We start from the raw sequence: 19,939 nt of genomic DNA on the forward strand, positions 1-19,939 counted from the left end.
CGCCGTGTTCCGCAAACAATTACTTTACATCACCAGCGACACCCTGTACGCCTACGACTGGAACCACGGCGTGCTGGGCCAGGGACAGGCCTTCCCCGCCAGCGCGGCCGGGCTGGACGGTTTCGCCGCGTGGCTGGAATATCCGCAGGCACAGCGGCAGGATGTGCCCGCCTACCTGCTGACGGACTTGATCGAGGAAGATTTCCAGCGCCACCTGCTGCCCCACGTGCGTGGCAAGGCGGGCCGTGCCCTGCTCGAGCGGCGCAAGCAGCAATTGCACCGTGACACGCCCTACCGGGGCAGCACCCTGCTGGGCCGCGAAAGCACGGGCCGCCACGATGACCAGGTACTGTTTTTCGCCCTGACCAACCCAAGCTTGCTGCAGCCGTGGACGGAGGCGCTCGAGCACTTGCGCGTGCCCGTGGCCGGCATCTATTCGACCAGCCTGCTCAGTATCGCGCTGGTAAAAAAGCTGTCGATCGCGCACGAACACCTGCTGCTGGTGACGCAGCAGTCGGGCGGCTTGCGGCAAAGTTATTATGAAAAAGGCCAGCTGCGCTTTTCGCGCCAGACGGCCACCATCGCGCTCGACGGCGTGGCCGTGAATATCGCGCTGGAAACGGAAAAAACGCGGCAATTTCTCACCAGCACACGCATGCTGGCGCGCGGCGACGTCTTGAATACCGTCATCCTGGCGCCGGCCGCGCAGATCGCCAAGCTCGAATTATTGTGCGACAACGGCGTGGAAGTGGCTTACCACTTCATCGACCTGCAACTGGCCGGCAAACGGGTGGGCTTGCGCCAGACGCCGGCGCTGGCCGACGAATTGCTGCTGACCTTGCTGGGCAAGCATCCGCCATCCAGCCACTATCCGCCCGGCGCGCTGGCCCGCTACTACCACTTCCAGCGCGCGCGCAAGACGCTGTATGGCGCCAGCGCGCTGATCGGCGCGTCAGCAGCCCTGTGGTGCGTGATCAATCTGCTTGGCGGCATAGCCGACGGGGCCGGCACGCAGCGCCTGGCGCAGGAAACGGCGTCCTACCAGGAACGCTACCGCAGCGTCATGTCGACGCAGCCGCCGGCGCCGGCCAAGACGCAGAACATGAAAGTGGCCGTGACCCTGGGCCAGATGATCGCCAGCCAGGCGCCGGAACCGGGCCGCCTGCTGGGCATGCTGAGCGCCGCGCTGGACCAGGCGCCGCAGGTTGCGCTCGGCCAGCTGCACTGGCATGCGGGCGGGGCGCCCGCGCGCGCGGCCGGCGGCCAGCCACCGCAGCAGCAGGCTGCGAGTTCGCCGCCCGGCAGCGCCATGGCCGGCATTCCAGTCGCGCCGCCGCAGGCGCTGCGCCTGGAAGCGGACGTGGCCATGCCGAACAATGACTACCGCGCCGCGCTGGCCGCCATCACGGCCTTCGCGCAAACCCTGGCGCGCCAGCCGCGCATGCAGGTGACGATCGAGGAAACGCCGCTCGACCTGCGACCCAGCGCGGCCCTGTCCGGCAAGAGCGCCGCGCCGGCGCCGGACAGCCAGGCCCGGTTTACCCTCTTGCTGGAGTGGCAGCCATGAGCGGCCCCGTCAAGCAGCCGCCCCTGCCCGGCATGCAGCGCGCTGCCACGCCCGCGCGCACCCTGCCCGCGTGGCTGGGCGAACTGCGCCTGGTGCGCCGCGCCCTGCTGTGCTTTGCCCTGACCTTGCTGGCCAGCGTAGTGCTGCTCAGCCTGAGCGCCGCCTACCGCACGCGCGAAGCGCAACGGCTGTACCTGGCCCAGCACACGCGCGCTGCGGCGGCTACCCTGTTCAACCACGTGGAAGCGGAAAAGCAGGAAATCCGCGCCTACGAACCGCAATTCCTGGCCCTGCGCCAGCGCGGCCTGATCGGCGAAGAAAACCGCCTGGCCTGGATCGATGCCATCCGGCGCAGCCAGGAACAGCGCAAACTGCTGCCGATCAGCTATGACATCAGTCCGCAGCAAGCGCTGAAGGTGCCGCTGCCCATGGAGATGGGGCAATATCATTTGCACGGCAGCCGCATGCGCCTGCAGATGGATTTGCTGCACGAGATGGATTTGCTGAACCTGTTTGACGATTTGCGCCAGGCCGGCTATTTCGCCGTACAGGATTGCACGCTCAAGCGCCACGGAGCGGCCGGCAGCCAGGCAGCACCCGCCCTGGGCGCCGAATGCGAGCTGCTGTGGCTGACCGTCAACAGCGTGCCCGTGCAGGAGCGGCCATGAAGCGCACCCTGACCCTTGGCGCGCTGCTGGCCGGCGCCGCGCTCACTGTCCATGCACAGGCGCAGCAGCTGGGGCGCCTGTTCCTGTCGCCCGAGCAACGCACCCAGCTCGACGCGCAGCGCTACGGGCCGCCGCCAGCCGATCCCGCCCTGGCTGCGGCGCCGCCACCACCGCCGCCACCGCCCGCCCCGCCCGTGGAATTGAATGGCGTGGTGCAGCGCAGCAGCGGCCACTCCACCGTCTGGCTGAACCAGGAAGTGCAGAACGAACCGCACAATCGCCTTGCCCTCGGCAAGCCCGGCACATTGACCCTGCGCCTGTCGAACGGCCAGGTGGTGCTGCTCAAACCCGGCCAGCGCTACGATCCTGCCAGCGGCACGGTCACCGAGGTGCAGGAGACGCCGCCATGACGCCACGCCAAGCTCATCGCCACCCTCGTCGCCAGCGCGGCGCCGCCCTGTTGCTGCTGGTGGCCGTGCTGGGCCTGGGCGCGGCCAGCCTGCTGATCAGCGCCTTCGGCCGCGGCACGGGCGAGGCCGAACGCCAGCAGCGCACCCTGGCCACCCTGGCGCAAGCACGCGAAGCCTTGCTGGGTTTTGCCGCCACGCAAGGCCGGCTGCCACGTCCGGCCGCCTCCGCCCTCGACGGGCGCGAACGGGCAGCCGACTGTGCCGACGATGCCGCATGCAGCGGCTTTTTGCCGTGGGTCGCGCTGGGCGTGGACGGTGTTGATGCCTGGGGCAAGCTGCTGCGCTACAGCGTCACGCCGGAAATGGCGCGCGCGCCCATCGTCTCGTTTTCCGCTGTCGCCAACAGGGTCGTGCTCGAACGCGGCGCGCGCGGCGAATTCGCCTTCGTGGCGGGCCAGGCACAATGCAACGTCAGCGCCCAATGCCTGCCCGTCGTACTATTCTCGCAAGGCAAGGAGCATCACGGCACGTCCGCCAGCGGCGTGACGCAGATCAATACGGCGCGCGGCAATATCGACGAAGCGGCCAACGACAGCGACAGCCGCAGTTTCATTGCCCGCCCCGCCACCGGCAATGCCGCGCTGCCCGGCGGCGCCTTCGACGACATGCTGACCTGGATTACCTTGCCCGCCCTGTACCAACGCATGCGCGCCGCGCGCAACCTGCCATGAGCGTCCTCCATGCGCGCCGCCAAAGCGGCTTTTCCCTGATCGAGATCGCCATCGTGCTCGTCATCGTCGGCCTGATGATAGGCGGCCTGGTCACGCCATTGACGGTGCAGCTGGAGCAGCGCAAGGTGGCCGAGACGCAACTGGCACTGAATGAGGCGAAGGAAGCGCTGACGGGCTACGCGCTGCGCTACGGCTACCTGCCGTGCCCCGCCGCCTCCGTCATGAGTGGCCTGGAAGACCGGCGCGGCACGCGCTGCACGGGCGAAAAACGCGCCGGGTTCCTGCCATGGGCCACCCTGGGGCTGCGCCAGGGCGACAGCTGGAACCATCTGTTCCGCTACAGCGTGACGCCGGCCTTCAGCGACAGCGGCCAGCTTTTCAACCTGACCACACCGCGCGACATCAGCATCGTCACGCGCAATGGCGGCGCCCTGCTGCAGGCGACGGCCTTGAACGACATCCCCGCCATGATCATGTCGCATGGCAAGAACGGTTTTGGCGCCACGGGCGTGCAGGGTCAGCGCCAGGCTGTGCCTTTCGGCAACAATGTCGACGAGCGCAACAATGCATCGAACGCCACCACCTTCATCAGCCGCGCCGCCAGCGGCCCGCAGCAGCCGGGCGGCGAGTTCGACGATCTCGTCGCCTGGGTGTCGCCGAACATCCTGTTCAACCGCATGGTGGCGGCGCAAAGGCTGCCCCGCTGATGCCGATGCTCTTGCCCGCCCTCACCATCGCCCGCTACACGCTGCTCGAAGCGCTGCGCAGCCGCCTGCCGTGGCTGTTCCTGCTGGCCGCCTGCGGCGCCGCCGCCCTGGCTGGCTTCCTGCAGCAACTGGCGCTGACGGAAAGCGGCGCCGTGCAGGCGGCCCTGCTGGCGGCCACCCTGCGCCTGGCCAGCATTTTCCTGCTGGCCACTTTCATTATTACCAGCATGGCGCGCGAAGCGGCCGACCGGGGCCTGGAATTGCTGCTCGCGCTACCCATGCCGCGCGCCGCCTACCTGCTGGGCAAGCTGCTGGGCTACGGGGCGCTGGCGGCCGTGCCCGCCATACTCTTCGGCCTGTTGATGGCGCTATTCGCCGCGCCCGCGCAATGCGCGCTGTGGGCGCTGTCGCTGCTGGGTGAACTGTGGATCGTCGCCGCCTTCAGCCTGCTGTGCGCGGCCAGCCTGCAGCAGGCCCTGCCTGCGCTGGCCGCCACCGGCGGCTTCTATCTGCTGGCGCGCATGCTGGGCAGCCTGCAACTGCTGGCCCACGGCCCGCAAGCGGGCGACTCCTGGCCGCAGCGCGCCATGACCGGCGCCATCGACGTGCTGGCCCTGTTGCTGCCCCGCCTCGACGCCTTTACACGCACGGAGTGGCTGCTGTACGCGACGGGCGACTGGCAAGCCCTGGCCAATGTAGCGGCGCAAACCTGCATTTATGTGGCCTTGCTGGCCAGCTGCGCGCTGTGCGACTTTTACCGCAGGAACATCTGATGGCGGCGACCACCCAGCGTCCCTGGTCCAAGGTGCCGCGCCCCCTGTGCTGGCTGCTGGCGGCATGCCTGCTGCTGCAGCTGGGCTGGCGCCTGGCGCAGCAGCATGCTCCCGCCCAGGCGCGTCCGCTGCCCGCCGCGCCGCCGGCTGGCGTGGCGCGCCTGGCCAGCCTGGGCGAGCCGCTGGCCATGGCTAAGGCCATGCTGCTGTACCTGCAGTCGTTCGAAGACCAGGCCGGCGTCAGCCTGCCGTGGCGCGAACTCGACTATGACCGCCTGGCCGGCTGGCTGGAGACGGCGCAAACACTCGATCCGCGCAGCCGGTATGCGCTGGTGGCCGCCAGCGAAGTGTATGCCGGGGTAGCCGACCCGCAGCGCGCGCGGCGCATGCTCAATTTTGTCGCCGCCAGCTTTGCGGCCGACCCGCAGCGCCGCTGGCCCGCCATGGCGCAGGCGGTGCTGGTGGCAAAACACCAGTTGCACGATTTGCCGCTGGCGCTCGGCTATGCGCGCGCGCTGCGCCAGCAGGCGACGGGGCCGCATGTGCCGGCGTGGGTACGCGAAATGGAAGCGTTCATCCTGGAAGACATGGACCAGCTCGACAGCGCCCGCCTGGTGATCGGCGGCCTGATCGCCAGCGGCCAGATCAGCGACCCGCACGAACTGGCCTTCCTCGCGCGCCGGCTCGACGAGCTTGCCAAGAAGAAAGCAAGGGCGGCGCCATGAGCCGCTGTCCGAAAGGCCATGCGCATCCGGCATCAATTGCAGTAAACTGCCATCTCAAGCTGTCGTACTTTTTTTTCAAGGAAACCCCATGCCCCCACGCCGCCAGCACGGCTTTACGCTCGTAGAAATCGCCATCGTCCTGGTCATCATCGGCTTGCTGCTCGGTGGCGTGCTCAAGGGGCAAGGCTTGATCGACAGCGCCAAGGTGAAAAACATCATCCAGCAATCGAATGCGCTGACGGCCGCCGTCAACGCCTACCAGGACAAGTTCCGCGCCCTGCCCGGCGACGATATCCAGGGCACCGTGCACGTGCCCAATTCGGCCGGCAATGGCAATGGCGACGGCCAGATCGGCGATGGCCAGCCGCGCGAATTCACCCTCGCGCCGCAGCACCTGGCGCTGGGCGGCTTCATTACCGGCTCGTTCAACGGCACTTCGCAATTCATGACCAGCGCCCAGGGCGGCGCCGTCTACCTGTACAACGATGAAGTGGGCGGCCGCGCCGGCAACGGCATCCGCTTCGACAACCTGCCGGAGAGCTACGCGGAGCAGATCGACAGCAAACTCGACGATGGTGTGGCCAGCACGGGCAGCGTCCGGGCGAACATGCCCTACGGCAATGCTGGTGCTATCATTCCCCGCACCGCCGTCTTTTTCTGAGCCTCCAGTCACTATCAAAGGAATACCATGTCACTGCACCGCAAACTCATCGTTTCCCTGGCCGCCGCCTGCGCCTTGCTGGCCGGTGGCGCGCAAGCCCAATACGTGGGACCGACGACCGGCCCGGCCGCGCCCAGCAATGTGGCGGCCATCCTGAAAAATCCCGTCGACGACCAGGCCGTCGTGCTGCGCGGCCATTTGCTGCGCAAAGTGGGCAACGAGAAATACACCTTCTCCGATGGTACGGCGGAAATCCGCGTGGACATCGACGACAAGGTCTTCATGAACCGCAAGATCGATGCCAAGACCCGGGTGGAAATCCGCGGTGAAGTGGAAAAAGACTTCATGGAAAGCCCGGAAATCGATGTCGACGTGCTGACCCTGGTCCAGTAAGCCGCCTTGCCATCCCGCCGCCACGGCGGGATGGGCATTACCCCTCTTCTGTATGCCTTGCGCAACCTTTTTTCCATGCCGGAAACTAGGCTTGTCAGAACAATCAATTTCGTCTAGCATCTTTTCATTCAACGTCAGCCAGCGCCAGCGTGAGCCTGCCTGTCGATTCATCCATTCTGGGAGCTTTCCGGGTGCAAGATTTGCCTTCGATACGCTCAAGAATTTCATGGCTGGTGCTCGCCTGGGTCATTCCGACGGCGCTGGTATTTCTGCTGCTCGTGGCGCAAAGCTACACGCGTGAACGCGACCATGTCGTCAGCGAAACGGCGCAGGCGGCGCGGGCTGTCGCGGCAGCCGTCGAACGCGACCTGAACGGCGCCCAGATGGCCGCGCGCATCCTGGCCGATACGCCCGCCCTGCAAGCCGGCGACATCGGCGCCCTGCGGGCCATGGCCGCCAGCCTGCTGCAGCCGGGCATGGCCGTCAGCGGCTTCATCGTCTCCGACGCCAAGGGCCGCCAGCTGATCAATACAGCCCTGCCCGCCAGCCAGGCGCCGCCGCCCTTGCCGCAAAAATGGGCCGCCAGCATGGAGCGCACGCGCGACTACGGCAAGCCGCGGCTGACCAGCCTGGCCAAGACGCCCGACAGCATGCCGCAGCTGGCCCTGAATCTGCCGCTGCCACGCACGCAGGGAAGCGCCTACGTGCTGACAGCCCTGTACCCGCCCGACTACCTGTCCGTGCTGCTGCGCGAGTTGCACCTGCCAGCCTACCTGGGCGCGGCCATCATCAATGCCGATGGCATCAACGTGGCGCGCACCCTGGCGCCGCAGCGCTATGTGGGCCAGCGCACTGCGGCGCCCCTGCTGGAACAGATAAGCCAGGCGCGCGAAGGCGTGCTGCGCCATGCCACCCTGGAAGGCATCGATGTGTATACGGGCTTTCGCCGCGCCCCGGACGCCGCCTGGACGGTGGCCGTCACCATGCGCACCAGCACGGTGGCAGAAGCGCTGCTGCGCTCGGTAGTCACGGGATCCGTCATCCTGGCGCTGCTGCTGGCCGCCGGCTTTGCCCTGGCCTGGCGCGTGGGCGGCCGCCTGGCCCGCACCCTGCAGGAACTGACGCAGCAGATCCACGCGCTGGCGCAAGGCAAACCCTTGCTTTCGAACAAGCACACGGACCGCGAATCGGCCAACATGGCCAGCGCCCTGGGCACGCTGGAGCGCGACCTGCGGCGCCACCGCACGCAACTGGAGAGCCTGGTGGCCGAACGCACGCTGGCCCTGGAAAAATCCACGCGGCTGCTGGAAACCGTGTACGCGACGGCGCCGATCGGCATGCTGTTCGTGGACCTGGACTTGCGCATCGTCATGATCAACCACTACCTGGCCGCCATCAACGGCGCCAGCGTGGCGCAGCACCTGGGCCGTCCCGTGGGCGCCATGCTGTTCGACGACGCCGTGCGCGCGGAGGTGGAACGTTGCGTGCGCCAGGTGCTGGAGACGGGACAGCCCATTGTCGACATCGAATTGAAAGGCCATAGCGGCCAGCAGCGCGAACAGCTGAGTCACTGGATCGTCTCGTATCACCCGATTTTCGGCCCGGAACAGCAGTTGCTGGGCGTATCGGGCCTGTGGCTGGACATTACCGAGCGCAAGCGCAGCGAAGCGGAATTTCGCCGTTCAAAACACCTGTTTGGCACCATCATCGAAAACATCCCGGCCATGGTCTTCGTCAAGCGCGCCGACAAGCTGAGCTTTGAAATGATCAACCGCCACGCGGAGCTGACGCTGGGACGCTCGCGCGAGCAGTTGCTGGGCAAGACGGACCACGATTTCTTCCCGCCGCAGCAGGCGTCCGCCTTCGTCAGCGCCGACCGCAAGCTGCTGGCCACGGGGCAGATGGTGGAAATCGAACAGGAAGCGATCAATACGGCCGATGGCACGACGCGCCACTTCACCACGCGCAAGGTGGTCTTGCGCGACGATGCCGGGCGCGCCAGCCATGTGCTGGGGGTGTCGATCGATATCACGGAACGCAAGCGCGCCACCGAAGTGCTGCACGCCGCCACCTGGCGCCTGGAACAGAATGAGCGCTTCATCCGCACCGTCACCGACAACCTGCCCGGCATGGTGTCGTACTGGGGCGCCGATTTGCGTTGCCTATTTGCAAATAAATTCTACAACGAATGGTTTGGCCGCAGCAGCGCCGAGCTGGCCGGTATCCACATGAGCGAATTGCTGGGGCAGGAACTGTTCGACGTGTATGCGCCCCACGTCGAGGGCGTGCTGGCGGGCCGGCCGCAAAGCTTCGAGCGCGACTTGCTCGATCCCGGCGGCCAGGTGTGCCACACGTGGACCAATTACATTCCCGATTTCGACGACAGCGGCCGCGTGCGGGGCTTCTTCGTGCTGGCCTCGGACGTCTCCGAACTCAAGCGCACGGAATTGCGCCTGCACGAACTCAATGAACAGATGGTGCGCGCGCGCGACAAGGCCGAGGCGGCCAGCATCGCGAAGAGCGAATTCGTCGCCAACATGAGCCATGAAATCCGCACGCCGATGAACGCCATCATCGGCCTGGCGCGGCTGCTGGAAGAGTCGCCGCTGGAACGGCGCGAGCGCAGCTATGTCGGCAAGATCCAGATGGCCACGCAATCACTGCTCAATATCGTCAACGACGTGCTCGATTTTTCCAAGATCGAGGCGGGGCAGATGGTGCTGGAACAGCGCCGTTTCCAGCTCGAACGCATGCTCGACAGCGTAGGCGTCTTGCTGGCCAGCAGCGCATGGGCGCGCGGCGTGGAACCCGTCTTCGTGCTCGCCCCCGGCGTGCCGGACGAACTGATCGGCGACGCCCTGCGCGTGGAACAGATACTCATCAACCTGGTGGGCAATGCCGTCAAGTTCACCTCGCATGGCGAAGTGGTGCTGGCCATCGGCAAGGTGGCCGAGGATGCTGCCAGCGCCACCCTCGAGTTTTCCGTGCGCGACACGGGCATCGGCATCGGCGCGGCCGAACAGGAACGCATCTTCGACGCGTTTTCCCAGGGCGACAGCGGCACCAGCCGCAAATACGGCGGCACGGGACTAGGGCTGGCCATCTGCCGGCGCATGGTGGAATTGATGGGAGGCACCCTCAGCGTGACAAGCGCGCTGGGCAAGGGCTCCGACTTCCGCTTCAGCTGCCGCTTCGACAAGGTGGCGCCACCGCCCGAGCCGCCCGGCAAGGGCGTGCCCAAGGCCCTGTCGCTGCTGATCATCGACGACAACGCCAGCGTGCGCGCCATGCTGGAAGACTGGTGCGCGGCGCAGGGCTGGCACAGCCGCAGCGCCGACAGCGGCGCGGCCGGCCTGGCGCTGCTGCGCGCCCACGCCAGCGGCGGGCCGGGGCACGATCTTGTGTTGCTCGACGCGGCCATGCCCGGCATGGATGGCATTTCCATGCTCACCGAGGCGCGCGCCGACGCGCTCCTGGCGCTGCCGCCCGTGATCATGCTGGTGGCCGACCAGGATAGCGAAAACCTCGAACGCCTGGCCGACAGCCTGATGCTGGCCGGCATCGTCTCGAAACCGGCCACCCCGGCGCGCCTGCTGGCGGCCGTGATGGCCGTGCGCGAAGGCCGCAGCTCCCCTTCCGCGCTGCCCGTGTCCACGCCCTTGTCGGGTTTGCTCACAGGCATGCGCGTGCTGCTGGTGGAAGACAATGAAATCAACCAGGAAGTGGCGCAGTACATTTTGCTGCACTCGGGGGCGCGCGTGGCCGTGGCCGCCAACGGCCGGCTGGCCGTCGACTTGCTCACCAGCACGCCGGACGCCTGGGACGTGGTGCTGATGGATTTGCAGATGCCCGTCATGAATGGCTACGACGCCACCCTGGCCATCCGCGCCCTGGGCTTGCCGGACTTGCCCATCATCGCCATGACGGCCAATGCCATGGACGAAGACCGTCTGCGCGCCATCGCCAGCGGCATGAACGCGCATGTGGCCAAGCCCATCGATGTCGACGAAATGATCCAGACCCTGACCCGGCTGGTGCGCGCCCCCCTGGGCAGCGGCGACGGCGCTGCCCAGGCAGGCAATGCCGCCACGCAGACGCTGGACCTGCCGGCCGCGGTGCCCGGCATCGACCTGGCAGCGGCTCTGCACCGCTTCGGCGGCGACTACGGCGCCTTCCTGGCCCTGCTCAAGCGCTTTGAAAATTCGCAAGGCGACGCCGTCGAGGAAACCCGGCGCCTGCTGGCCGCCGGCCAGGCGCCGCAGGCGGCGCAACTGCTGCACCGCGTCTGTGGCGTGGCGGCCAACCTGGGCGCCACGCAGATCGCCAGCCTGGCCGCCGAGACGGAAAAAACGCTGAAAACGGGGCGATCCCACGCCACGGCCGCCTTGCTGGGCCGCCTGGAACAGGCGATGGCCGAAGTCATCGAAGCGGCGCGCACCCTGCCCTCGCCCCTGCGGCGCAGCCAGCCGGCAGCGGCCGCGCCCGGCAGTGGGCCGCTCGACCTGCACGCCGGCCTGTCCGAGCTGCTGGTCTTGATCCGCAACAACAACCTGAAAGCGCTGGCGCAATTCCACGCCCTGCACCCCGCCATACAACAGTCAGACCGGGAAGCGGCACTGGCGATGGCACATGCGATTGAAACGCTGAATTTTGCCGAGGCGGAAAAACTCGTGCTCGATCAGCTGAAACGAGAGGAAAACAAGTGAGCTGGACCAACCTTGCCATGAACGGGCGCATCCTCATCGTCGATGACGCCATGGAAAACATCCAGATCCTGCACCAGCTGCTGCGCGAGGAACACGACGTGCTGTTCGCCCTGAGCGGTGAAAAGGCGCTGGAAATTGCGCATAATCAACAGCCGGATCTGATCCTGCTCGACGCCGTCATGCCCGGCATGGACGGTTATGCCGTCTGCAGCGCGCTGCGCGAATCGGCGCTCCTGAGCGCCATTCCCGTCATCTTCGTCACGGCCCTGAACCAGCCCGAAGACGAGACGCGGGCGCTGGAAGCGGGCGCCGTCGATTTCATCACGAAACCGTTCAACGCGGCCGTCGTGCGTGCCCGCGTGCGCAGCCAGCTGACCATCAAGCGGCAGGCCGACGCCATGCGCGAACTGTCGCTGACGGACTCGCTGACAGGCGTGGCCAACCGGCGCAGCTTCAACGACACGATGGACAGCGAATGGCGGCGCTGCGCGCGCGACGGCGTGCCGATGGCCATCATCATGGCCGATATCGACCACTTCAAGGATTACAACGATACGTATGGCCACCAGGCGGGCGACCTGTGCCTGCAGCAGGTAAGCGCCGCCCTGCGCCGCTGCGCCGTGCGCCCGCCCGACCTGCTGGCGCGCTACGGCGGCGAGGAATTCATCATCCTGCTGCCACAGGAAACGCGCGACGGGGCCGAAGTGGTGGCACAGCGCATCCTCGACGAGGTGCGCGCGCTGCAAATTCCCCACGCCAGATCAGGCGTCGGCCCGCACGTCACCGTCAGCCTGGGCATGGCCAGCGTCATGCCAACGGAAGGCATGGACCCCAGCGCCCTGATCCGCGCCGCGGACGCCCTGCTGTACCGCGCCAAGCATACGGGACGGGACAGGTATTGCGCGTCGGAGGGGAGTGATCAGGGATAGCAGCGCATTAAAAACTCCGCCACGCACACGGGTTTCGTGTCGCCTTCCCGCTCCATGGTGACGGCCCAGTTTACTTGCGCCCCTTCCGGCAAGTCGTCGACGGAGAGGATGTCGAGCCGCGCGCGCAAACGGCTGCCGACAGGCACGGGGGCGGGAAAGCGCACTTTATTCAGGCCATAGTTGATGGCCATGCGGATGCCGGCCATGTGCAAGGCGCCCTGCAACATGGCGGGCAGCAGGGATAAGGTCAGGAAGCCGTGCGCCACGGTGCAGCCGTACGGCGATTCGCGCGCGCAGCGCTCCACATCGACGTGGATCCACTGGTGGTCGTCCGTGGCGTCGGCAAAGGTGTCGATGCGCTGCTGGGTGATGGTGAGCCAGTCGGAAACGGCCACGTGCTGCCCCGCCAATGCCTGGAAACCGGCGATGCCGGCGATATCACGCATGATTTTCTCCTGCTGGACGGCGGCCGAACATGCCCATGCCTTCGACGGTGGTCACCACTTCGCCATGCTGGTTGCGCACGCTCCACACGGAAATGACGATGCCGCGATCCGGCTTCGACGTGGATGGACGCACTTCCTTGACCTGGTAGGTCAGCTGCAGGGTGTCGCCGGCGCGCACGGGTTTGAGCCAGCGGATGCTGTCCAGGCCGGGCGAACCCATGCTGGACGAATGCTTGAGCAGGTTATCCACCACCAGGCGCATCATCATGCCGCAGGTGTGCCAGCCGCTGGCGATGACGCCCTTGAAGATGGTCTTTTCGGCGGCCGCATGGTCGACGTGAAACGGCTGCGGATCGAAATCCGTGGCGAAGGCGATGATTTCCTTCTCCGTCACATGGCGCTGGCCCAGGTCGATTTCCAGGCCTTGCGTAAAGTCTTCGAAATACCAGTGTTTCGGTGCGATAGCAGTCGATGCGGTCATGCGGTCTCCGTCGGCAAGAAGCCCGGCTGGGCGATAAAGCGCTCGATATGGTGCTCCACGTCGCCCAGGGTCAGGGCGATCATGGAGAGGCGCTTGAAATGGTGGGCGGCGGGCAATTCGTCCGTGACGCCCATGCCGCCATGCAATTGCACGGCTTGCTGGCCGACAAAGGTGGCGGCCAGCCCTATCCGCGCCTTGGCGGCCGAGACCGTGCGTCGCCGCTCGGACGCATCCTCGCTGTCGACCTTGGCGGCGGCCAGCATGGCCATCGAACGCGCCTGCTCCAGATGGATGAACATGTCGGCCATGCGGTGCTGCAAGGCCTGGAACTTGCCGATCGGCGCGCCGAACTGCTGGCGCGTCTTCAGGTAGTCCAGAGTGGCGGCGAAGATGGCGTCCATGGCGCCCACGGCTTCCGCGCACAGCAAGGCGGCGCCATAGTCGAGCGCCGCGTCCAGCACGGTCCAGCCCTGTCCCGCCTGACCGACCAGCGTGTCATGCCCCAGCACCACTTGCACCAGGGTCACGGTGGCGGCGCGCTGGCCGTCGATGGTGCGGTAGTCGCGCACGGAAACGCCCGGCGCGTCGGCGGGCACGAGGAACAGCGAAATGCCATCCGTGTCCATCTGGCTGCCACTGCTGCGCGCCGAGACGATCAGCGCGCCGGCCTGTGCGCCATGGATGACGACGCTTTTCTCGCCGTCGAGCACGAAGCCGTCGCCGCTGGCGGTCGCCGTGGTGGCGATATCATGCATATCGTGGCGCGACTGCCGTTCGCCCAGCGCGCAAGCCAGTTTCAGACTGCCGCTGGCAACCTGCTCCAGCACGGCATCGTGGCCACCGGCCAGGGTCAAAAAGCGCGCGCCCAGCACGGTGGCCAGGTAGGGCTCGACCACCAGGCCGCGGCCCAGTTCCTGCATCACCAGCAGCATGTCGACGGCCGTGCCGTCAAAGCCGCCCGCGCCGGCCGGCAGCGGCAAGGCCGTCATGCCCAGCTCGGCCAGGGTGGTCCAGGCGGCATCGGACGTGCCGGTGGCGGAATGGATGATCTTTTGCCGCGTCTCAAACGGGTAATCCTTGTCGACCCAGCGCCTGAGCGCGTCGGCAAATTGCTGCTGTTCCTGATTAAAATGGAAGTCCATGTCGTCTCCTTCTGGCTTACAGGCCCAGGATCATCTGCGTGATGATGTTTTTCTGGATTTCATTCGAGCCGCCATAGATCGATGTCTTGCGGTAATTGAAGTAGTACGCGGCCAGCGGCGCGGCCAGGTCGTCGCCGCCAGCGCCGTGCGGCGCGCTGCCGTCAAGGAATGCCGGGTCGAACGGCAAGGCTTGCGGGCCGATGGCTTCGACCATCAGTTCCGTCAGTTGTTGCTGCAGTTCCGAACCGCGCACCTTCAGCATCGATGCCTGCGGCCCCGGTCCCTTGCCTTCTTCGCTGATGACGCGCAAGACCGTCATTTCCAGCGCCATCAATTCGATTTCCAGGGTAGCCACCTTGGCCGCAAAGGCGGGATCGTGCAGCAGCGGGGCGCCGCGCTTGCTCTGCTGCATGGCCAGCTGCTTGAGGAAAGTCAGCTCGCGCTTGGAGCGGCCCACGGCGGCGATGCCCGTGCGCTCGTGCCCCAGCAGATACTTGGCGTAGGTCCAGCCCTTGTTTTCCTGTCCGACCAGGTTGCTGACGGGCACGCGCACGTTGTCGAAGAAGACTTCGTTCACTTCATGTTCTTCATCGAGCATGATGATGGGGCGCACGGTGATGCCCGGCGTTTTCATGTCGATCAGCAAGAAACTGATGCCTTCCTGCTTGCGCACCGTGCTATCCGTGCGCACCAGGCAAAAGATCATGTCCGCGTGCTGGCCCAGCGTCGTCCAGGTTTTCTGGCCATTCACGACATAATGGTCGCCGTCGCGCTGGGCCGTGGTTTTCAGGGAAGCGAGGTCGGACCCGGCGCCCGGCTCCGAATAACCCTGGCACCACCAGTCGTCGCAGTTCAGGATGCGCGGCAGATAATAGGCTTTTTGCTCGACATTGGCGAAGGCCATGATGACGGGCGCCACCATGTTGACGCCGAACGGCAGGATGGGCGGCGTGGCGGCGCGCGCGCACTCGTCTTCCCAGATGTGGCGCTGCACGGACGTCCAACCCGTGCCGCCATGTTCGACGGGCCAGGCCGGCGCGGCCCAGCCTTGTTGCGCGACAATCTTGTGCCAGCGCACGTAATCGTCGCGGTTCAGGCGCAGATGCTGGCGCACCTTGCGCTGCAAGTCCGCCGGCAAATGGGTGTCGAGGAAGGCGCGCACCGTGTCGCGGAAGGCGCTCTCCTCGGCCGTGTAATGCAGGTCCATGTCTGTCTCCTTGTTCTTATCGGTTGCCGTGATGACTGCACGCAAGGAAGCTCAGCGCACAAAAAAGCACGACCGTTCTCAAGGATTGTACAACAGATTGGGAGGCGCGCCAGGCCTTTTACACAGGCTGGCGCGCCAGGGAAGCGGGTGGAATTGGCTGACTGCTGGCCTTGGGACCGCGTCTAGGTGTGCGACAGGATATTAATGAGCTTGCCGAAAGGATCGCGCACGAAAAACCGCCTGACACCCCAAGGTTCATCGGCAGGACCATATTCAATGGGGAATCCTGCTCCACGCATGCGTGCCAATGCGGCATCCACGTCATCGACTTCAATGGAAAGGTCGGGCACAGCGGTATTCGAGCCGCCTTCCGTCGCGAAGCTCACTTGCACGCTCATCTCGCTTTGCGAACCATACGTCATGATCCAGCCGTGGTCCATCAACAGGCTCAGACCCAGCACGTCCTGGTAAAACGTCCGCGCCAGGCCCGGATCCGACGCCGGGAAATTTGCAACGATACGCTTGACTTGCATATTTTTCCTCCATGTCTATATAAGTCCAACCCTGCTCAATATCGCCCTCCACGTCTCCAGACGTGTCCGCTTCTGGCGTGATGGCCACTTGACGCGATTACCTGTCAAGCAACATCCCCCGTAACAGCAATTCCAATGCCGCCACTCCTTTTATCAGACGCGCATTGCCTTCCTCACCTTCTGCGATCCAGAACGCCGCTTCTGCCAGACTGCCGTAGATCATCGAAGCCAGTGCTTCTGGGCAAGCGTCGGCCACGATGCCTCGGTGAATCAGCTGCTGGATAAGCTTTTGCATCGACTCGAGGCAATGGCGCTGCGAGTCCGGTGAAGCGCCACCGAGGACCGCCCTCGCATCGCGTAAGACGATGCGCTGAATTTCCGGTTCCAGAGCCATCTCCAGATAGGCACGGCAGCGGCTGCGAAAGCCTTCCCACAAGTCTTCGGCGCTGTCGGAGATGGCTTGCAGGCGGCCATCCATTTCCGCGTCGATCTGTTCGACCACCGCCAGCAGCAAGCCCTTCTTGTCGCCGAAGTGATGATACAGGGCGCCACGCGTCAGGCCAGCCTGCGCGGTAAGGTCATCCATTGACGTGTCGGCATAACCGCGCTCGCTGAACACTTTGCGGGCCGTGGCCAGCAACGATGCTCGGGTTTCTTCCATTTCCACACGGGTGCGGCGAACCATTGCTTCCTCCTTGCATACGTAGCGTATGATTATTTACATACAATACGTATGAATATATACTATTCATACGCGATGTATGTATTATCACGGCGACGTGTTTCCATTGCAAGCAGGGCACACGCCGTTTATCGAACGATCAATCAAGGATATGCCCCATGAGTACGTCTTACCACGCTTCCACAGCATCCTCTGGCCGCCATCCGTGGCTGGCAGTCACCGCCGTCGGCATGGCCACCTTTTCGGTCGTGACGACGGAAATGCTCCCCGTCGGCCTGTTGACGCCGATTGCCGGCGCCCTGGACACCTCCACGGGAACCGCCGGCCTGATGATCTCGCTGCCAGCCTTGCTGGCGGCCCTGTTCGCGCCGCTGGTCGTGGTCGCATCGGGCAGCCTGGACAGGCGCAAAATCCTGTGCGGTTTGCTGAGTCTGTTGGTGATCGCGAACATTGCCTCGGCCCTGGCGCAGAACATGGCGTGGATGCTGGCTGCCCGTGTTCTCGTCGGTTTTTGCATGGGCGGCATCTGGGCCATCGCCGGCGGCCTCGCTTCCCGCCTGGTTCCTGCGCGCTCGACCGGCCTGGCAACGTCGATCATCTTCGGTGGCGTGGCGGCCGCTTCCGTGCTGGGCGTGCCGCTAGGCGCACAAATCGGCGACGTTGCGGGATGGCGCTGGGCCTTCGGCGCCATGGCGCTGTTCAGCAGCCTGGTACTGGCGCTGCATCTGGCCGTCATTCCCGCACTGCCCGCTGCCGGTGCGGCGACCTTGCGCCAATTCGGCAAACAGCTGCGCAACAGACAGTTGCAAGCGGGGCTGCTTCTGACCCTGTTGCTGGTGACCAGCCATTTCATGGCCTTTACCTTCGTGCGCCCGCTACTGCTGTCCATGTCGGGGTTTGATACGCAATGGCTGGGCGCGCTGCTGTTTGCCTATGGCTGCGCGGGCATCATTGGAAACTTCCTGGCCGGTGTCGTGGCGGCGCGGCGCACGGCGACTACCATCGTCGCCATCTCGGGCGGCCTGCTGCTCACGCCGCTGCTGTTCCTGGCTGTCGGCGACTCCGGCATCGGCGGCGGCGTGGTGTTGCTGGCCTGGGGACTGGCCTACGGTGGCGTATCGGTCGGCCTGATGACCCTGATGATGAAGGCGGCGCCCGGGGCCGTGGAGATCGTCGCCGCGCTGTATGTCGGTGTCTTCAATATCGGCATTGCGCTCGGGGCGTGGACCGGCGGCCAGGCCGTGGACAGGCTGGGCCTCTCAGCCAACCTGTGGCTTGCCGCAGGATGCGCCGCTGCCGCCTTGCTGCTGTCTTTTGGCATCCGCTTGGTTGACGCCGACAGGCAGCCTGGCCCTGCAAGAGACTGACTGTGGCCGCAATCAGCCGTACAGATGCAGCAGCACTTGCACGGCAACGATCTTGACGATGGTCATGCTGGGGAAAATCATCGCGTAACCGAGGTTCGGGCGATCCGACTTGGCCAGGCGGTTGGCGAACACCAGCACGGCCGGGTTGCCCGTGGCGCCTGCCGCGATACCCAGCAATTCAGGAAACGGCAGGCGCAGGAAGACCTTGCCCAGGATCACGACGAGGGCCACCACCACCAGCACCGTCACGGCGCCCAGCGCCAGCATAGGCAAGCCATCGGCGCCCACTTGCTGCACGAAGGGCAAGCCGGATGCCATGCCGACGGAAGCGAGGAAAATCGTCAATCCATAGTTGCGCATCACCAGGTTGGCCGACAGCGGCAAGCGCCAGCTGATCCGGCCCACCCTACCCAGGCGGCCCAGGATCAGCGCCATCACCAGCGGCCCGCCGGCCAGGCCCAGGCTGAACGAACCGATCCACGGCAAGGGGATCGGTACCAGGCCCAGCAGCACGCCCAGCACCATGCCCATGCCCAGCGAGACATAGCTGAACTCGGCCGTGGCCGTGATGGAATTGCCGAACAGCTTGCGCACATCGGCCGCATGTTTCGCCGGCGCAATGGCCATCACCCTGTCGCCGAATTCCAGGGTCAGGAACGGATGCGGCAGGATGATGGCGTCGCCGCGGCGTATGAACGCGATCTGCAGGGGGAAGTCTTTCGCCAGGTTCAGCTCGCCCAGGGGCACGCCGACGATTTCCGCGTCCGACACGAACACTTCGGTGCCATCGAACGCGCTGCGGTCCTTCATCAGCCGGCCCGGGTCCAGGTGGCCCAGCGCCGTGCGCGCCGCTTCCACCCCCGCCACCGTGCCCGACACCATCAGCGCGTCCCCGACGCCGAGCACGAGGCCAGGGTCGGGCAAGCGGTTCTGGTGCCCCTGGCGCACGCCGATCACTTGCACGCCAGCCAGGGGGCCATCGGCCAGTTCGGACAGGGCCGCACCCGCCAATGTTGCTGCATCGATGGTAATTTCGGACACGACGATGGGCGCCGGCGGCGGCGTCAGCACGGGTTTCAAGATGCGCCCGGCCAGGTACAGGCCCAACATGGGGCCGACAACGCCGAACGGATACGCGACGGCATAGCCGACGGCCGCGTCGCCATTGCCGTGCGAGGCCTCCAGCGCCGCCTGCAAGGCAGCCGTGCTGGTCATGGCGCCGGCAAACACGCCGCTGGCCATGCGCAGAGAAATGTCAATCCACTGCCCGCCCCAGACAGACACGGCCAGGCCGCCCATGACGGCAATAAAAGCGATCAGGTTGTGTTTCTGTCCCGCACCGCGCAAGCCGGCGAAAAACTGCACGCCATACTGCACGCCTATGCCATACAGGAACAGCAGCAGGCCGATGGAGCCGACCATCGGCGGCGGCACGGAGCCGGGAGCAAACGCGCCCAGCGCCAGCCCCGCGAACAGCACGCCGCCCACGCCCAGAGAAAAGCCGAACACGCTGATGCGCCCCAGCGCATAACCGGCGCCGATGACGAGAAACAGGGCGAGAATGGGCGTGGACTCCAGCGTGTGGCGAAATAATTGAAGCATCAGGCAACCTTGGTCTGGGGAAGGCCCAGTTTAGCATGCACAAAAGCAACACGATGGCGATGATGACAAGCAAGCGTGCGCAGGTTTGTACCTGAAAAACGGGCAAAAAAAAGCCCGCTATGGCAGCGGGCTGAATCTAATTCCTGTGAGGAAGTAGAGGAGACAGGTGAATGATGCCGCATCGCAGCATATCATTCCAATTGCATGTT

General features: G+C 65.5%; 19 protein-coding genes. 12 read left to right on the top strand and 7 right to left on the bottom strand.

Annotated elements, in window-relative coordinates:
• The first annotated feature begins 4 nt into the window (after positions 1 to 4).
• From BLT98_RS04265 to BLT98_RS04315, 11 genes are all read left to right on the top strand, one after another.
• Complete coding sequence (locus tag BLT98_RS04265) at positions 5 to 1,567, top strand: hypothetical protein (protein ID WP_092605491.1); 1,563 nt, start codon at positions 5 to 7, stop codon at positions 1,565 to 1,567.
• Positions 1,564 to 2,235: a hypothetical protein gene (locus BLT98_RS04270; RefSeq protein ID WP_244517382.1), complete on the top strand. Its 672-nt coding sequence runs from the start codon at positions 1,564 to 1,566 to the stop codon at positions 2,233 to 2,235. The genes BLT98_RS04265 and BLT98_RS04270 overlap by 4 nt, the downstream gene beginning before the upstream one ends.
• Positions 2,232 to 2,645 carry a hypothetical protein gene (locus BLT98_RS04275; protein WP_092605493.1) on the top strand — a complete coding sequence of 138 codons (414 nt, stop codon included), beginning with the start codon at positions 2,232 to 2,234 and terminating at the stop codon, positions 2,643 to 2,645. The genes BLT98_RS04270 and BLT98_RS04275 overlap by 4 nt, the downstream gene beginning before the upstream one ends.
• Positions 2,642 to 3,376, top strand: a complete 735-nt coding sequence (locus tag BLT98_RS04280) for a hypothetical protein (RefSeq protein WP_092605495.1) — start codon at positions 2,642 to 2,644, stop codon at positions 3,374 to 3,376. The genes BLT98_RS04275 and BLT98_RS04280 overlap by 4 nt, the downstream gene beginning before the upstream one ends.
• Positions 3,373 to 4,083: a type II secretion system protein gene (locus BLT98_RS04285; protein WP_092605497.1), complete on the top strand. Its 711-nt coding sequence runs from the start codon at positions 3,373 to 3,375 to the stop codon at positions 4,081 to 4,083. Before BLT98_RS04280 ends, BLT98_RS04285 begins: the two co-directional genes overlap by 4 nt.
• Positions 4,083 to 4,856, top strand: a complete 774-nt coding sequence (locus BLT98_RS04290; RefSeq protein WP_070281978.1) for an ABC transporter permease — start codon at positions 4,083 to 4,085, stop codon at positions 4,854 to 4,856. Before BLT98_RS04285 ends, BLT98_RS04290 begins: the two co-directional genes overlap by 1 nt.
• The gene (locus BLT98_RS04295; protein ID WP_070256773.1) at positions 4,856 to 5,581 is read left to right on the top strand and encodes a hypothetical protein; all 726 of its coding nucleotides are present in this window, start codon (positions 4,856 to 4,858) and stop codon (positions 5,579 to 5,581) included. The genes BLT98_RS04290 and BLT98_RS04295 overlap by 1 nt, the downstream gene beginning before the upstream one ends.
• Before the next feature lie 88 nt (positions 5,582 to 5,669).
• On the top strand, positions 5,670 to 6,242 hold the full coding sequence (locus tag BLT98_RS04300) for a prepilin-type N-terminal cleavage/methylation domain-containing protein (protein WP_034781076.1): 573 nt from the start codon (positions 5,670 to 5,672) through the stop codon (positions 6,240 to 6,242).
• 27 nt (positions 6,243 to 6,269) lie between these two features.
• Complete coding sequence (locus BLT98_RS04305) at positions 6,270 to 6,635, top strand: YgiW/YdeI family stress tolerance OB fold protein (protein ID WP_092605499.1); 366 nt, start codon at positions 6,270 to 6,272, stop codon at positions 6,633 to 6,635.
• 233 nt (positions 6,636 to 6,868) lie between these two features.
• Complete coding sequence (locus BLT98_RS04310) at positions 6,869 to 11,341, top strand: PAS domain-containing protein (protein ID WP_092605501.1); 4,473 nt, start codon at positions 6,869 to 6,871, stop codon at positions 11,339 to 11,341.
• On the top strand, positions 11,338 to 12,270 hold the full coding sequence (locus BLT98_RS04315) for a diguanylate cyclase domain-containing protein (protein WP_092605503.1): 933 nt from the start codon (positions 11,338 to 11,340) through the stop codon (positions 12,268 to 12,270). The genes BLT98_RS04310 and BLT98_RS04315 overlap by 4 nt, the downstream gene beginning before the upstream one ends.
• On the opposite strand, the gene BLT98_RS04320 is transcribed toward BLT98_RS04315, so the two are convergent.
• The 6 genes from BLT98_RS04320 to BLT98_RS04345 all read right to left on the bottom strand — a co-directional run bounded on the left by BLT98_RS04320 (position 12,261) and on the right by BLT98_RS04345 (position 16,764).
• Positions 12,261 to 12,716 carry a MaoC family dehydratase gene (locus BLT98_RS04320; protein ID WP_070256766.1) on the bottom strand — a complete coding sequence of 152 codons (456 nt, stop codon included), beginning with the start codon at positions 12,714 to 12,716 and terminating at the stop codon, positions 12,261 to 12,263. The two genes, BLT98_RS04315 and BLT98_RS04320, sit on opposite strands and share 10 nt — an antisense overlap.
• The gene (locus tag BLT98_RS04325; RefSeq protein WP_034781070.1) at positions 12,709 to 13,197 is read right to left on the bottom strand and encodes a MaoC family dehydratase; all 489 of its coding nucleotides are present in this window, start codon (positions 13,195 to 13,197) and stop codon (positions 12,709 to 12,711) included. Before BLT98_RS04325 ends, BLT98_RS04320 begins: the two co-directional genes overlap by 8 nt.
• The gene (locus BLT98_RS04330) at positions 13,194 to 14,339 is read right to left on the bottom strand and encodes an acyl-CoA dehydrogenase family protein (RefSeq protein WP_092605506.1); all 1,146 of its coding nucleotides are present in this window, start codon (positions 14,337 to 14,339) and stop codon (positions 13,194 to 13,196) included. The genes BLT98_RS04325 and BLT98_RS04330 overlap by 4 nt, the downstream gene beginning before the upstream one ends.
• Before the next feature lie 16 nt (positions 14,340 to 14,355).
• The gene (locus BLT98_RS04335; protein ID WP_092605508.1) at positions 14,356 to 15,546 is read right to left on the bottom strand and encodes an acyl-CoA dehydrogenase family protein; all 1,191 of its coding nucleotides are present in this window, start codon (positions 15,544 to 15,546) and stop codon (positions 14,356 to 14,358) included.
• A 182-nt stretch (positions 15,547 to 15,728) separates the two neighbouring features.
• Entirely contained in the window at positions 15,729 to 16,079 is a 351-nt protein-coding gene (locus tag BLT98_RS04340; RefSeq protein WP_034781067.1) for a VOC family protein, read from the bottom strand.
• Between the two features lie 97 nt (positions 16,080 to 16,176).
• Complete coding sequence (locus BLT98_RS04345) at positions 16,177 to 16,764, bottom strand: TetR/AcrR family transcriptional regulator (RefSeq protein ID WP_034781153.1); 588 nt, start codon at positions 16,762 to 16,764, stop codon at positions 16,177 to 16,179.
• A gap of 155 nt (positions 16,765 to 16,919) precedes the next feature.
• Between BLT98_RS04345 and BLT98_RS04350 the strand changes: the two genes are divergently transcribed.
• A complete protein-coding gene (locus BLT98_RS04350; RefSeq protein ID WP_092605510.1) occupies positions 16,920 to 18,128 on the top strand; it encodes an MFS transporter in 1,209 nt (402 codons plus the stop codon).
• 12 nt (positions 18,129 to 18,140) lie between these two features.
• Here the strand turns inward: BLT98_RS04350 and BLT98_RS04355 are convergent, their stop codons facing one another.
• Positions 18,141 to 19,730: an aspartate:alanine exchanger family transporter gene (locus BLT98_RS04355; protein ID WP_092605512.1), complete on the bottom strand. Its 1,590-nt coding sequence runs from the start codon at positions 19,728 to 19,730 to the stop codon at positions 18,141 to 18,143.
• Positions 19,731 to 19,939 lie beyond the last annotated feature (209 nt).

This window comes from Janthinobacterium sp. YR213, assembly GCF_900099875.1.
In the GTDB taxonomy this organism is placed as follows: Bacteria; Pseudomonadota; Gammaproteobacteria; order Burkholderiales; family Burkholderiaceae_D; genus Janthinobacterium; species Janthinobacterium lividum.

What these genes read in the sequence shown, in the direction of transcription:
- BLT98_RS04270 (WP_244517382.1), top strand. Translation starts at nt 1,564, where the DNA reads ATGAGCGGCCCCGTCAAGCAGCCGCCCCTGCCCGGCATGCAGCGCGCT.
- BLT98_RS04275 (WP_092605493.1), top strand. Translation starts at nt 2,232, where the DNA reads ATGAAGCGCACCCTGACCCTTGGCGCGCTGCTGGCCGGCGCCGCGCTC.
- BLT98_RS04280 (WP_092605495.1), top strand. Translation starts at nt 2,642, where the DNA reads ATGACGCCACGCCAAGCTCATCGCCACCCTCGTCGCCAGCGCGGCGCC.
- BLT98_RS04285 (WP_092605497.1), top strand. Translation starts at nt 3,373, where the DNA reads ATGAGCGTCCTCCATGCGCGCCGCCAAAGCGGCTTTTCCCTGATCGAG.
- BLT98_RS04290 (WP_070281978.1), top strand. Translation starts at nt 4,083, where the DNA reads ATGCCGATGCTCTTGCCCGCCCTCACCATCGCCCGCTACACGCTGCTC.
- BLT98_RS04295 (WP_070256773.1), top strand. Translation starts at nt 4,856, where the DNA reads ATGGCGGCGACCACCCAGCGTCCCTGGTCCAAGGTGCCGCGCCCCCTG.
- BLT98_RS04300 (WP_034781076.1), top strand. Translation starts at nt 5,670, where the DNA reads ATGCCCCCACGCCGCCAGCACGGCTTTACGCTCGTAGAAATCGCCATC.
- BLT98_RS04305 (WP_092605499.1), top strand. Translation starts at nt 6,270, where the DNA reads ATGTCACTGCACCGCAAACTCATCGTTTCCCTGGCCGCCGCCTGCGCC.
- BLT98_RS04320 (WP_070256766.1), bottom strand. Translation starts at nt 12,716, where the DNA reads ATGCGTGATATCGCCGGCATCGCCGGTTTCCAGGCATTGGCGGGGCAG.
- BLT98_RS04325 (WP_034781070.1), bottom strand. Translation starts at nt 13,197, where the DNA reads ATGACCGCATCGACTGCTATCGCACCGAAACACTGGTATTTCGAAGAC.
- BLT98_RS04330 (WP_092605506.1), bottom strand. Translation starts at nt 14,339, where the DNA reads ATGGACTTCCATTTTAATCAGGAACAGCAGCAATTTGCCGACGCGCTC.
- BLT98_RS04335 (WP_092605508.1), bottom strand. Translation starts at nt 15,546, where the DNA reads ATGGACCTGCATTACACGGCCGAGGAGAGCGCCTTCCGCGACACGGTG.
- BLT98_RS04340 (WP_034781067.1), bottom strand. Translation starts at nt 16,079, where the DNA reads ATGCAAGTCAAGCGTATCGTTGCAAATTTCCCGGCGTCGGATCCGGGC.
- BLT98_RS04345 (WP_034781153.1), bottom strand. Translation starts at nt 16,764, where the DNA reads ATGGTTCGCCGCACCCGTGTGGAAATGGAAGAAACCCGAGCATCGTTG.
- BLT98_RS04350 (WP_092605510.1), top strand. Translation starts at nt 16,920, where the DNA reads ATGAGTACGTCTTACCACGCTTCCACAGCATCCTCTGGCCGCCATCCG.
- BLT98_RS04355 (WP_092605512.1), bottom strand. Translation starts at nt 19,730, where the DNA reads ATGCTTCAATTATTTCGCCACACGCTGGAGTCCACGCCCATTCTCGCC.